Annotated in this window: 12 protein-coding genes; 8 read left to right on the forward strand and 4 right to left on the reverse strand. The window is 39.0% G+C overall.

Annotated features, from left to right (window positions below; all coding sequences use genetic code 11):
• Positions 1–2: 2 nt before the first annotated feature.
• The 3 genes from FY048_RS02985 to FY048_RS02995 form a co-directional block, all read right to left on the reverse strand.
• The gene (locus FY048_RS02985) at positions 3–842 is read right to left on the reverse strand and encodes an ABC transporter permease (RefSeq protein ID WP_446090064.1); all 840 of its coding nucleotides are present in this window, start codon (positions 840–842) and stop codon (positions 3–5) included.
• A 3-nt stretch (positions 843–845) separates the two neighbouring features.
• Positions 846–1,820, reverse strand: a complete 975-nt coding sequence (locus FY048_RS02990; RefSeq protein WP_446090065.1) for an aliphatic sulfonate ABC transporter substrate-binding protein — start codon at positions 1,818–1,820, stop codon at positions 846–848.
• 242 nt (positions 1,821–2,062) lie between these two features.
• Entirely contained in the window at positions 2,063–3,091 is a 1,029-nt protein-coding gene (locus FY048_RS02995) for an AraC family transcriptional regulator (protein ID WP_446090066.1), read from the reverse strand.
• A gap of 169 nt (positions 3,092–3,260) precedes the next feature.
• On the opposite strand from FY048_RS02995, the gene FY048_RS03000 reads away from it, so the two are divergent.
• Positions 3,261–4,031: a 3-hydroxyacyl-CoA dehydrogenase gene (locus tag FY048_RS03000; RefSeq protein ID WP_446090067.1), complete on the forward strand. Its 771-nt coding sequence runs from the start codon at positions 3,261–3,263 to the stop codon at positions 4,029–4,031.
• Between the two features lie 181 nt (positions 4,032–4,212).
• Here the strand turns inward: FY048_RS03000 and FY048_RS03005 are convergent, their stop codons facing one another.
• A complete protein-coding gene (locus tag FY048_RS03005) occupies positions 4,213–4,791 on the reverse strand; it encodes a flavin reductase family protein (RefSeq protein WP_446090068.1) in 579 nt (192 codons plus the stop codon).
• A gap of 173 nt (positions 4,792–4,964) precedes the next feature.
• On the opposite strand from FY048_RS03005, the gene FY048_RS03010 reads away from it, so the two are divergent.
• The 7 genes from FY048_RS03010 to kdpC all read left to right on the forward strand — a co-directional run bounded on the left by FY048_RS03010 (position 4,965) and on the right by kdpC (position 12,523).
• A complete protein-coding gene (locus FY048_RS03010; protein WP_446090069.1) occupies positions 4,965–5,741 on the forward strand; it encodes a HesA/MoeB/ThiF family protein in 777 nt (258 codons plus the stop codon).
• 58 nt (positions 5,742–5,799) lie between these two features.
• On the forward strand, positions 5,800–7,098 hold the full coding sequence (locus tag FY048_RS03015; protein ID WP_446090070.1) for an ABC1 kinase family protein: 1,299 nt from the start codon (positions 5,800–5,802) through the stop codon (positions 7,096–7,098).
• Between the two features lie 15 nt (positions 7,099–7,113).
• Positions 7,114–7,494, forward strand: a complete 381-nt coding sequence (folB, locus tag FY048_RS03020; protein ID WP_446090071.1) for a dihydroneopterin aldolase — start codon at positions 7,114–7,116, stop codon at positions 7,492–7,494.
• Entirely contained in the window at positions 7,451–7,888 is a 438-nt protein-coding gene (locus tag FY048_RS03025; RefSeq protein ID WP_446090072.1) for a 2-amino-4-hydroxy-6-hydroxymethyldihydropteridine diphosphokinase, read from the forward strand. The genes folB and FY048_RS03025 overlap by 44 nt, the downstream gene beginning before the upstream one ends.
• 258 nt (positions 7,889–8,146) lie before the next feature.
• Complete coding sequence (gene kdpA / locus FY048_RS03030; protein WP_446090073.1) at positions 8,147–9,856, forward strand: potassium-transporting ATPase subunit KdpA; 1,710 nt, start codon at positions 8,147–8,149, stop codon at positions 9,854–9,856.
• 8 nt (positions 9,857–9,864) lie between these two features.
• Positions 9,865–11,904 carry a potassium-transporting ATPase subunit KdpB gene (gene kdpB, locus FY048_RS03035; RefSeq protein WP_446090074.1) on the forward strand — a complete coding sequence of 680 codons (2,040 nt, stop codon included), beginning with the start codon at positions 9,865–9,867 and terminating at the stop codon, positions 11,902–11,904.
• Positions 11,905–11,917: 13 nt separating this feature from the next.
• A complete protein-coding gene (gene kdpC / locus FY048_RS03040) occupies positions 11,918–12,523 on the forward strand; it encodes a potassium-transporting ATPase subunit KdpC (protein ID WP_446090075.1) in 606 nt (201 codons plus the stop codon).
• The last annotated feature ends 27 nt before the right edge of the window (positions 12,524–12,550 follow it).

A 12,550-nucleotide genomic window follows, 5' to 3' on the forward strand; every position in this document is an offset into this window, starting at 1 on the left:
AATTACTTTTGTAGCGTATCACGCCAACGTAATAACCAGTTTTCTATAAGTTTCATTAAGGTATCGGTTACTTTACCCAATAGGGCTAATAAAATAATTGCAATGATAACAATATCTGGTCGAGACGTTTCTCGGCCATCACTGAGTAAATAGCCAATCCCTTGAGTGGCTGCAATCAGTTCAGCTGCAATCATAAACATCCAAGATAAGCTTAAGCTGTTGCGTAAACCCGTTAAAATGCCCGGAGATGCTGCCGGTAAAATAATAGATATAATCCGCTGAAAAGCATTAAGCCGATAAACTTTTCCAACTTCAATAAGCTTTCTATCTACATTATGAATTGCTGCAACTGTATTGGTATAGGTTGGAAAAAATGCTCCAATTGCAATCAATGTAATTTTTGAACCCTCATCAATGCCTAACCAAAGTAATAGCAGTGGGATCCACGCAAGACTTGGAATTGATTTAATTGCTGAAAAGGTCGGTTCTAAATAAGCTTCTGCTTCTTTACTTAATCCAACCCAAATCGCAAAAATTAATCCTAAACCACTCCCTATAATAAAACCTACTAAAACCCGCCATGTACTAATATAAATATGGGCAAAAAGGTCGCTATGAGCTAAATCTAAAAAAGATTGCCATAAACTAGAAGGTGCGGGGAGCAGATAAGCATCGATATAGCCATTTCTGACTAAAAATTCACAAGCTGCTAAAAAGATGAGTGGAATGAGTAGCGCTTTAAACCAACGTGTAAATCTATTGTTTAAATGCTTTTTCTGCGATTTTAAAGCTTGCTGAGCTAAGAAATGATTTAGCTCAGCTTTGTTAAATGAATCACTCATATACTATTTCACGACTTTTTGAGCAAACCGAGGGTCTAACAACTGATCAACCACTTGATTGATGTTGGTGCCTTTTCTAACCAAGTCTTCTTCTGTCAAAATTTTCCCAGAACGTTTTAGCGCTTGTGCTTGAGTTGCCGATGGAATGCTTTGATCAAGGTTAGTTCGGCTCAGTTGTAGCTTAGCTACAGGTAAAGGAAGTTTTGATTCTTGAGCTAAAAGTGCTGCCACTTTATCTGGATTGGCTTTTGCCCACTTTCGAGCTTGTTCGTAGGCTTTAATAACGGCTTCTACCGCTTCAGGGCTTTGCTTTTCAAAATCCTCTTTAACACTCAGTACGCTATAGCTATTAAATCCAACATTACGATAAAGCAATTTGGCACCAGACTGAATTTGAGCGGAAGCCATTAATGGATCAAGCCCAGCCCAAGCATCTACTTGGCCACGTTCTAAGGCGGTTTTTCCATCTGGGTGTTGTAAATGAACCAGCTGTACATCGCGTTTACTTAAGCCTACTGTGTCTAGCGCTTGTAGTGTAAATAAGAAAGGATCTGTACCTTTGGTGGCTGCAATTTTCTTACCTTTTAAGTCTTTTAGACTTTTAATTGGCGAGTCTTTTGCAACAACAAGAGCGGTCCATTCTGGTTGGCTTTGTACATAAACAGTTTTAATTGGACTGCCATTTGCTCGACTTAATACAGCTGCTAATCCAGCGGTAGAAGCAAAATCGATGCTATTACTGTTGAGATATTCTAATGAGCGGTTGCTACCTTGACTGAAAACCCATTTAATTTGAGTATTTGGGAGTGCTTTCTCGAGAAGTTTTTGATCTTTAACGACTAAGCTAGTTGGTGCGTAGTAAGCATAATCAAGTTTAAGTGTAGTCGGAACTGCTGCAAAAGCAGATGAAGCAAATACAAACCCCAATGTTGATGCTAGCAAAGTCTTTGATAAAGAAAATTTTGATTTTAAAGACATAATAAAAATAGAACCGAAATGAAATAAGAGATTATCCTTTCATGCGTTTGATGGCTTACAAACTTAGTTATTTTGATTTATAAATCAGATTGAAAGATAAAGTTTAGATAAAATTATAAATAACTGTTTTTATAGTAATTATTAAGTTTTAAGTAGTGCACTTATCTGGAATATTGAATTTAAAAGACAGAAATATCATAAGCTTAATTATTAGAATTTTAAGCTTATGTTCGATATATACGTTATTGATTGTGTGCAGTGAAATTATCTCGGTAGGCGCCTGGGCTGACGCCAGTCCATTTTTTAAAGGCGCGGTGAAAGGCGCTTGGATCTTGGAAGCTTAAGTCTTCACTAATCTCATGAATTGAATCGTTGGTTTTACTTAAACGTTGAACCGCAATATCACAGCGGATTTCATTTTTAATTTGTTGATAACTGACTCCTTCATGTTTCAACCGACGTTGAACGGTGGCTTCTGAAATGTTGAGCTGTTGTGCAACATTTTTAAGTTCGGGCCATTGTGCAGGGTGGAGTTTCAATAGATGGCGACGAATAAGAACGCTCAAGGCATTTTCATTTTTAAAGCGAACTAAAAGATTTTGTGGAGTTTGTTCTAAAAAATCATAAAGCGCTTTTTTATCTTTTTTAATTTTAATATCTAAATATTGAGCATCGAATTCAACTCGATTTATCTCGGCATTAAATTGAATTTCTTCACAAAAACGTACTAAATAGTCCTGAATATCATTCGGTTTAGAACAACGTACCGTAATACTATTTAAGCCAATTCTTTGGTCTACTAACCAGCACATAAGTCCGTGTACTAATATTAAAAAGGTTGCATAGGTAAACATGCGTTTAGGTTGTTCCCGATCATGAATCACCAAATAAGCTTTTTCTTGATCTCGTATTAATTCTCCGCGTATGTCATCAAGCACAAAGTTAAAAAACTTCAAAATATCGTGAAGTGCTTTTTCTAAAGTTTCGGCCGTACTGACAAGTTTAGTCAATAATTTATAGCTGCCACGACGCATGGGATGACTATCCATACCAAAAAACTCATCGTTCATGGCATTGGCAAGCTCTATCCATAATTGGGCATATGTCGCAACAGGCACACGAGCCTTTGGAGACATCAGCAATTCAGCGGGAATGCCTGCTTTATTTAGAATTATTTGTGTATTTAGGCCTTTGGCATAAGCCGCACTCAGTGCTTCATGTACTAGTGCAATCGAAATTGTGCCTTTACTTAAAGAAGATTGGACAACCATGTCAAAGACTCATATTTTCTTCATATATTTCAAGTGAAATATTTCATATTTAAAATTTGGATTGATCAAAAGCTGCAAGCATTTTGAGGCTTTTTGAAATTGTATCGGAAAACAACAACTTTTACTCTCACAACTAAAGTTAAAGAACATTTCTATAGGACATTACATAATGAAAATTCAAGGAAAGCATTTCGTGATTACAGGTGGTGGCTCTGGTTTAGGGGCTGCTACAGCTGAGTATTTAATACAACATGGTGCTTCAGTCACATTGGTAGATATGAATGTAGAAGCAGGCGAGCAGCAAGTAAAACAATTAGGGTCAAAAGCTGACTTCGTAAAACTTGATGTAACCGATGAAGTTGCTGCTGAACAGTTCTTTAAAGATGTGTTAGTAAAACATGGCAGCTTGCATGGTTTAGTCAACTGTGCGGGTATTGGCCCTTCTGCAAAAGTAGTTGGTCGTGAGGGTGTTCATGACTTGGGGATATTTGCAAAAACTTTAAATATTAATGTCACAGGTACATTTAATATGCTGCGTTTTGCAGCAGATGCAATGAGTAAAAATACGGTTGAAGCAGGCGAAGAAGATCGAGGTGTAATTGTAAACACTGCTTCGGTTGCTGCATTTGACGGTCAAATTGGTCAGGCAGCTTATTCAGCATCTAAAGGCGCTATTGTGGCCATGACATTGCCAATTGCTCGTGAGCTTGCGCGCCATGGCATTCGAATTATGACCATTGCACCGGGAATTATGGAAACTCCAATGCTTACCGGAATGCCACAAAATGTACAGGATGCTTTAGGGCAAATGGTACCTTATCCATCTCGTTTAGGAAAACCAGAAGAATTTGCACGTTTAGTTGGGCATATTGCTGAAAACTCTTACTTAAATGGTGAAGTCATTCGTTTGGATGGTGCAATTCGTATGGCAGCAAAATAATAAGTACATCTAGTAATTACTCTTTAAGTTATCCAAGTTTAAGTGTGAGATTTTAAAAAATAGTCATTGACTGCAAAAGACCGCAATTGTTATGCGGTCTTTTGCCATTGAGCAGAATTTTTCTAGTTTGAATTCGATTCAATACACTTCAAAAATTTAAATGAAAGTCGCTTTTTGATGATTAAAGCTGAGCTTTGACTTCTTCACCAATTAAATAAAACGTTCCACCAGCAATATAATGCAAGCTTCGAAGTTCTTTCGGTGCATCTTGAAAATGCCAGTGCCCATCTTTAAAAACACGGCTATCTGCCCATGCACCCACAACAGAACCAATGAATAAATCATGAGCTGACTGATTATGCGGTTCTGGAATAAGCTTACACACAAGCCATGCAATACAACCTGACACAAGTGGGCTAGTAAGACCTTCTTGATAGAATAACTCAGCTCCACAATGCTCAAGTTTTTCTGGGTCATCTAATTTGCTAATTGTCCCAAGTTGATGAGTCAGATCGAGCTGTGCATAGCAGGGAACTTGTAGTGTGAAATAGCCACTTTGTTCAACGAGCTGTCGGGTTTTAGTGCTTTTGTCGAGAACCACGGACACTTTGGCTGGTTTGAACTCTAAGGCACATGCCCAAGCGGCAGCCATGACATTGCGGTCATCTCCATGCTGAGCAGAAACAAGCACAGTTGGACCATGATTTAATAAACGATAAGCTTTTTCTAACTCTACAGGTGCAATATATGATTGCGTCATATTTAGCCTAAGTAATAAAGAAAATAGATATTTCTATTGTTGCAGAAAGCTTGATAGATGCAATGTTGCTAAATAAGCTTTATTAGAATAAAAAAGTTGTTTCTATTTTATAGCTTTCATAATGACGAACTTAGTCATAAAATCATTTCGCTTCTAAGTGAAAGGATTAACGCGTGACCGAGCTTCAAGATATCGATTTTGTAGAGTTAAGTGATGAAGAAATGCATCTCTATAGCCGTCAGATTTTACTTGATGGATGGGATATTGAAGCTCAGGAAAGACTTAAACTTGCTAATGTGCTGATTGTAGGTGCTGGTGGCATAGGTTGTAGCAGTGCAGAGCTACTTGCGCGAGCAGGGGTTGGGAAAATTACACTGATTGATGCAGATACGATCGAGATAAGTAATTTACAGCGTCAAATTGCATTTGGTCATGAAGATATCGGACGTTATAAAGCAGAAGTTTTGGCTAAACGTTTACAGAAAATTAACCCATATATCTGTGTTGAATACTATAACGAACGTTTAGACGAACATAACATTGATAGACTGGTTGAACACCAAGATGTGGTTTTAGATGGATGTGATAATTTTACGACTCGTTATCTTGTAAACGCGGCTTGTAAGAAACATCAGGTCGCACTAATTAGTGCATCAGCAATTGGTTTTCAGGCACAAATGTTTATGGTTGAAGGAGATTCAGCCTGCTATGAATGTCTTTTTCCAAAAGAACAACATAGCAATGAAGGATTACGCTGTGCAGAATCGGGGGTACTTGCAACTACTCCTGTAATGATAGCGTCATTACAAGCACATCACACTTTGCTGTATTTAGGGTTAAATCGTATACCTTTAAAACAGAAACTATTACTGTGGGATGGATTAAACATGACACAACGTATTGTTAGTTTTGATAAAGATGTAAATTGCCCACTTTGTCAGGCAAGCTAAACAGTAAATGAAATAAAATTTGCTACACTCAACCTGAATGATTTGGTTTTGAAGAAATATGAAAAAAAATATTTTGTTTGATGGGCTACGTTCCGTCGCCCGCATTGGTGAAACAGCAGTGGTTGCGGCCAAAGCTGGAATTAAATACGCAACTGAAAAACCAAGTAATGCCAAACTCATGCGAGAGACTTTTGAGTCGCTTGGTTCAACTTATATTAAGCTTGGTCAGTTTATTGCGAGTACACCATCGCTTTTCCCTCGTGAATATGTAGAAGAATTTCAAGGTTGTTTAGACCAGACACCAACACTGCCATTTAGCTATGTTCAAGGCGTGCTTGCATCAGAGTTTGAAGGGCGCGATTTAAATCAGATTTTTAGCTATATTGATGAAAAACCATTAGCTTCTGCATCAATTGCTCAGGTTCATGCAGCTAAACTGACCACAGGCGAAGATGTTGTTATTAAAGTACAAAAGCCTGGTGTCGAAACCATTTTATATACAGATTTAAGCGTGGTGCATTGGGCTGCTAAATTGCTTGAACGTGTCGTACCTAAAATTAAATTTGCTGCACTTTCTGAAATTGTTGATGAAATTAAAAGCCGTATGGTTCGCGAAGTTGATTTCATTGAAGAAGCACAAAACTTAGATGATTTTGTTGAATATTTAAATATTTCACAAAACAAAGCAGCGACTGCACCGAAAGTTTACCATCAGTTTTCTACACGCCGTGTTTTAACCATGCAACGCCTATATGGTGTGTCTTTGACAGATTTTAGTGTTGTAAAACAATACGCCAAAGACCCATCACAAGTACTGATTACTGCCATGAATACATGGTTTGGTAGTTTAATGCTGTGTAAGAGTTTCCATGCAGACTTACATGCTGGAAATCTAATGCTGCTCGAAGATGGCCGAATTGGTTTTATTGATTTTGGTATTGTGGGGCAGTTAAAGCCAGAAGTCTGGACAGCGTGTATGGCCTTTATGGATGCATTGCAAAAAACTGATTATAAAGCGATGGCCGAAAACATGCTGAAAATGGGCATGACGCATAACAAAGTTGATGTGGATGTATTGGCTCAAGATTTGGAGCGCTTATTTAATGGTGTATTAATGGCAGATCCACAGCAAATTCTGTCTACCAATCCTGCCGATTTAAACGACATTATGATGGATATGGTGGGTGTTGGTGAGCGCCACGGTATTAAATTCCCACGTGATTTTGCCTTGTTATTTAAGCAAATGCTTTATTTCGATCGTTTTATGCGCGTACTCGCACCATATACTGATATTTATGCAGACCAGCGTTTGAAAATGGTTCAAAATATGGAACCTGCTTCATTGTTAAAGCACTAAGGTCAGTTTAAATTTATGGATGCCATTATCATTGAAGGTTTGAAGGTCGAAACAGTCATTGGCTGTTTCAACTGGGAAAGACAAATTATTCAACCTTTAATGTTGGATTTAACCATCCATAATGATTTGAGTCGAGCTGCACAGTCTGACAAGCTTGAGGACACACTCAACTATGCCCAGATTTGTGAGTTGTCGGCTCAAACGATTCAGGAAGCCAAACCTGAATTAATTGAACATGCAGCACATCTTGTTTTGAAATGTTTGTTTGAAACCTTTCCAACAATTGAAAAAATTACCATAACCATCCGTAAGCCCGCCATCATTGCAGAAGCTAATGCTGTAGGAATTCGTCTTGAACGCACCAGAAACAATTTTTGCGCTCGCCCTAGCGAGTAATTTAGACGCAGATCAGCACTTTACTTTTGCGTATACGCAATTAGCAACTTTGGGGAAAGTGCAGTTTTCATCTGTTTATCAAATTCCATGCCGAGATGGTATTGGAGATGATTATTGGAATTCAGCATGTCTCTTAAAAAGCACTTTATCGTGTGATCAAATTGAATCTTTTCTAAAGCAACTCGAATCAGATTCTGGGCGTGTTCGTCCATCGCATCATATTTCTTTAGATGTAGATTTGATTGCATGTGGAAGTGATCTCGACCATATGCAATTTAATTCTAAAAAATTACCTTTAGCACTCGATGTAAAAATCCCTTTATATGAGCTTTGGCATTGTGAAAATTTGAAGACTGATAAAACGCATTATCCAGTCGTCAATTTTAAAATTTAATGCCTTTTAATGTAGATTTTACGCAAATTTTACGAGGACTTTAATTTCCTCAATAGAGAATTTACGAGCATTTTACCCATACTGAAATTCACTAAATTAGTGTTATTTCAGGACAATAAAGATGCTTATAAATTCTCAAATGCGCATCTTGCATCAGTCTGGCATTGTTTTATCCGGACTTAAAACAAATAATATTTCTTCATCTCTCCTTATTTCCAGTTTGGCAAATCAAGCCAAGGAACATAAAGGAGAATAGCCATGTTAGAACTTATACTTGTTTTATTTATTGCTATTTTTCTAGCATGGTGCCTCGGTAAATATCTATCCAAAGTGATGACAAATCAGCCGATGGTGGGCGATGGATTATTTCGCTGGATTGAAAATCCTGTTTATCGCTTGTTAGGTATATCTCCACAACAACAAATGAACTGGAAACAATATTCTCTAGCATTTGTTGTGAGCTGTGTATTTCTAGCTGTGGCCGTTTTTGCTATTTTTATGACACAAGCATGGCTACCATTAAATCCAAATCATGCACCAAATATGAGTTGGGATTTAGCATTACACACGGTTATTTCATTTTTAACTAATACCAATCAACAGCATTATTCTGGTCAAGCTCAGTTATCTTATTTGTCGCAAATGACAGGTATTGTGGGTTTGCAAGTCATTACTCCAATGATGGGGCTGGCTCTGGTGGTCGCGACCTTAAGAGCTTTCTTTTATCAGCGCCCAAGCCATATTGCAGCCGATGTTGCCGAGCAACCAGATCAAATTTTAATTGGTAACTATTGGGCAGATGTAATTCGCCCTACAGTTCGATTCTTGCTTCCGCTCTGTTTTGTCTGGTCGTTATTGCTCAACAGCCAAGGCGTGCCAGCAACTTTCCAAGGCGGGCCGGAAGTACAGCTGATTGATAAAGCCAATACAGTTCAAACTCAAAAAATTCCTTTAGGGCCAGTTGCGCCAATGGTAGCGATTAAGCAATTGGGGAGTAACGGTGGTGGTTGGTACGGTCCAAATAGTAGTGTGCCTTTAGAAAATCCAACACCACTTTCTAATTTACTAGAAATGATTGTGATATTACTCATTCCACTTACCGTGATTTTTATGGTTGGGCATTTTACTCAGCGTAAAAAGTTTGCTTACTTTGTGTTTGGCAGCATGCTTTTCATGTCGATTATTTCAGGTGCAGCCGCCGTTTGGTCTGAGAGTATGTCATCGACAGCATCTCAACTTGCCGTAATGGAAGGTAAAGAACAACGATTTGGACCAGCCGCATCAGCAGTTTGGGCTGCGCTTACTACACAGGTAAATAACGGTTCGGTCAATATGATGCATGATTCTTCTGCGCCGCTTACTGGGCTGGTTGAACTCATCAACATGTTGATTAATGCGATTTGGGGCGGTGTGGGCTGTGGTCTGCAACAGTTTATGATTTATCTATTACTTGCAGTATTTATTGCAGGTTTAATGACAGGTCGTACCCCTGAATTATTTGGACGCAAGATTGAAGCAGCAGAAATTAAGTTGCTCGCGATTATTATTTTGATTCAACCTTTAGTCATTCTTGCATTTACCGCATTAAGTCTCAGCGTTCCAGGCATATCTGGAATTAGTAATCCGGGACCACATGGTATTAGCCAAGTGTTCTACGAATATGTTTCTGCATTTGCCAACAATGGTTCAGGTTTTGAAGGGCTTGGAGACAACACTGTATGGTGGAATGTCACTTGTAGTATCGCTCTACTGTTAGGACGTTTTCCGACATTAATTTTGCCATTAATGATTGCAACACGTTTAGCAGCAAAAAGAAAAGCACCCGAAACAGCAGGTAGTCTTCAAGTTGAAACTCCAACCTTTGCTTTAACGCTGATTACGATTGTTGTGTTGCTTACCTTATTACAATTTATGCCAGTTCTTGTCCTTGGGCCAATTGCCGATCAACTTTTGTTGGTTAAAGGCTAAGGAGGCGAGTGAAAATGAATACACAAACTCATGTAAATAGCCATAAACAAACCATGGCAGTGCCAAATTTTGAAGTTTGGAAAAATGCATTTGTGAAACTGCTACCGCAGCATGCAATTAAAAACCCTGTGATGGCAATTGTATGGCTTGGAACAGTAGTTACTGCAATGAGTACAGTCTTAGGTTACACCACGCTGTTATTTGGTTTCGCGGTTACAGCAATTCTGTTTATTACCATTTTATTTGCTAACTATGCTGAAGCAGTTGCAGAGGCTAGAGGTCGTGGACAGGCATCTTCATTACGTGCAGCAAGAGAAAATTTAACAGCTCGAAGACTCAACTCTTTGACAGACCGTCAAACCACTCAAATCGCAGCCACCGAACTTCATTTAAATGATTTTATTGACGTACATGCAGGTGAGCTTGTTCCAGCCGACGGTGAGATTGTAGAAGGCTTTGCGACCATTAATGAATCAGCTGTTACAGGTGAGTCAGCACCTGTGCTACGTGAAGCTGGAACAGACCGTTCAGGTGTTATTGGTGGAACTAAAGTACTTACAGATCGTATTGTTGTACAAGTGACTGCTGAATCTGGTCAAAGTTTCTTAGACCGTATGATTGCTTTGGTTGAAGGTTCAAATCGCCAAAAAACTCCGAATGAGATTGCGCTTGGCTTCTTGTTAATGGTGATGACAATCACGTTTTTAATTGTCGTGATTAGCTTGCCATTTATTGCCAAGTATTTGCATATTGAACTTGATCCAGTTGTGCTCGTGGCGTTATTGGTCTGCTTGATTCCTACAACCATTGGTGGCTTATTACCTGCGATTGGGATTGCGGGTATGAACCGTGCACTCAAAGCCAATGTTTTGGCGAAATCAGGTAAAGCGGTAGAAGTTGCGGGTGACATTGATGTGCTTTTACTCGATAAAACAGGAACCATTACTTATGGTGACCGCCAAGCGACTTCTTTTTATCCTTTAACTTCGGTAACCGAGTCTGAATTAAGAGCAGCTGCTTGGGTAAGTTCACTTGCCGACCCAACACCAGAAGGGAAATCGATTGTTAAGTTAGCAAAGGAACAAGGGCTAAAACAGCAAGAACCTGAGCAAGCCGAATTTATCTCTTTTAGTGCATCAACTCGAATTTCCGGTGTGAATTTACCGAATGGTGATCAAATTCGTAAAGGTGCTTTAGATGCAATCTTGAAGTTTGTAGATGAAGATTATTCTCAAGATTTAGAATTGAAAGCACGTGTTGAACAAGTTGCTAAAAAAGGTGCAACACCATTGGTTGTCGCAAATCAACATCATGTATTGGGCGTGATTGAACTCTCAGATGTGATTAAACATGGTATTAAAGAACGTTTTGCTCGTTTAAGAGAAATGGGCATTAAAACCGTCATGGTTACAGGTGATAACCCATTAACTGCTGCCGCGATTGCTGCTGAAGCTGGTGTAGATGACTATATTGCCGAAGCAAAACCAGAAGACAAATTGGCTTGTATTCGCACCGAACAACAACAAGGCCGTTTAGTTGCGATGGTCGGTGATGGAACCAACGATGCGCCAGCATTAGCGCAAGCCGATATCGGTTTAGCCATGAACTCGGGTACACAAGCTGCAAAAGAAGCCGGCAACATGGTTGATTTAGACTCAGATCCAACCAAACTTCTTGCAGTGGTTGAGATTGGGAAACAGCAGCTGATTACGCGTGGTGCTTTAACAACATTTTCGTTAGCAAACGACGTCTCTAAATACTTTGCCATCTTGCCTGCATTGTTCGCTTCTGCAATTCCACAAATGCAAGTATTGAATGTGATGCACTTAGCAAGTCCAAACAGCGCGATTTTATCTGCATTAATTTTTAACGCGATTATTATTCCGCTATTAATTCCAATCGCACTCAGAGGCGTGAAATTTAAACCTTCAACCGCAACTCAGTTACTACGTCGAAATATGTTGATTTATGGTATGGGTGGTGTGGTTCTACCATTCATTGCCATTAAAGCGATTGATGTAGTGATTGTTCAATTATTTGGTTTGTAATCTGGAGTTTGAAATGAAAACTTATGCACAAAATTCAGAAGCAAATTTGGGTCAGACCTTAAGAGCATCTTTGGGATTATTAATTTTTACTCTGGTGGGGTGTGGTGCTGTTTATAGTGCTATCGCTACGGGCGCAGGACAGGTGTTATTCAATAATCAAGCGAATGGTAGTTTGATTGAAATAGACCACAAAGTTCTAGGGTCAAAATTAGTCGCTCAGCCATTTGTTGGAGAGGCTTATTTTCATCCACGTCCTTCAGCAGTTGCTTATGATCCGATGGCTATGGCAGGTACAAACTTAGCGCTTACTAATCCTGAGCTAAAAAAGCAAATCGATGCTCAGATTCTTGAAGTGAAAAAACAAGATCATACGGGTAACACACCTATTCCAAGCGATTTGGTGACTAAATCGGGGAGTGGTATTGATCCGCATATTAGTCCTGAATCTGCTCAGTTACAGGTTGCTCGAGTGGCTCAAGCTCGTCATTTAGACCCGATGGTTGTGGAAGAGCTGTTGCAAAAGCATATTGAACCGATGCAGTTTGGTGTATTGGGGCAAGCCCGTGTTAATGTATTAGAACTCAATATTGCTTTAGATCAATTACAATCTACACATTAACTTAAAATAAAATTGTTAGTTTACCGG

The organism is Acinetobacter sp. 1124_18A (assembly GCF_052824995.1).

Bases quoted from the DNA above. Each gene is read 5' to 3' on its own strand.
- kdpC (WP_446090075.1), top strand. From the start codon at position 11,918: ATGAAAACTTATGCACAAAATTCAGAAGCAAATTTGGGTCAGACCTTA.
- FY048_RS02995 (WP_446090066.1), bottom strand. From the start codon at position 3,091: ATGGTTGTCCAATCTTCTTTAAGTAAAGGCACAATTTCGATTGCACTA.
- FY048_RS03000 (WP_446090067.1), top strand. From the start codon at position 3,261: ATGAAAATTCAAGGAAAGCATTTCGTGATTACAGGTGGTGGCTCTGGT.
- folB (WP_446090071.1), top strand. From the start codon at position 7,114: ATGGATGCCATTATCATTGAAGGTTTGAAGGTCGAAACAGTCATTGGC.
- FY048_RS03015 (WP_446090070.1), top strand. From the start codon at position 5,800: ATGAAAAAAAATATTTTGTTTGATGGGCTACGTTCCGTCGCCCGCATT.
- FY048_RS03005 (WP_446090068.1), bottom strand. From the start codon at position 4,791: ATGACGCAATCATATATTGCACCTGTAGAGTTAGAAAAAGCTTATCGT.
- FY048_RS02990 (WP_446090065.1), bottom strand. From the start codon at position 1,820: ATGTCTTTAAAATCAAAATTTTCTTTATCAAAGACTTTGCTAGCATCA.
- kdpA (WP_446090073.1), top strand. From the start codon at position 8,147: ATGTTAGAACTTATACTTGTTTTATTTATTGCTATTTTTCTAGCATGG.
- FY048_RS02985 (WP_446090064.1), bottom strand. From the start codon at position 842: ATGAGTGATTCATTTAACAAAGCTGAGCTAAATCATTTCTTAGCTCAG.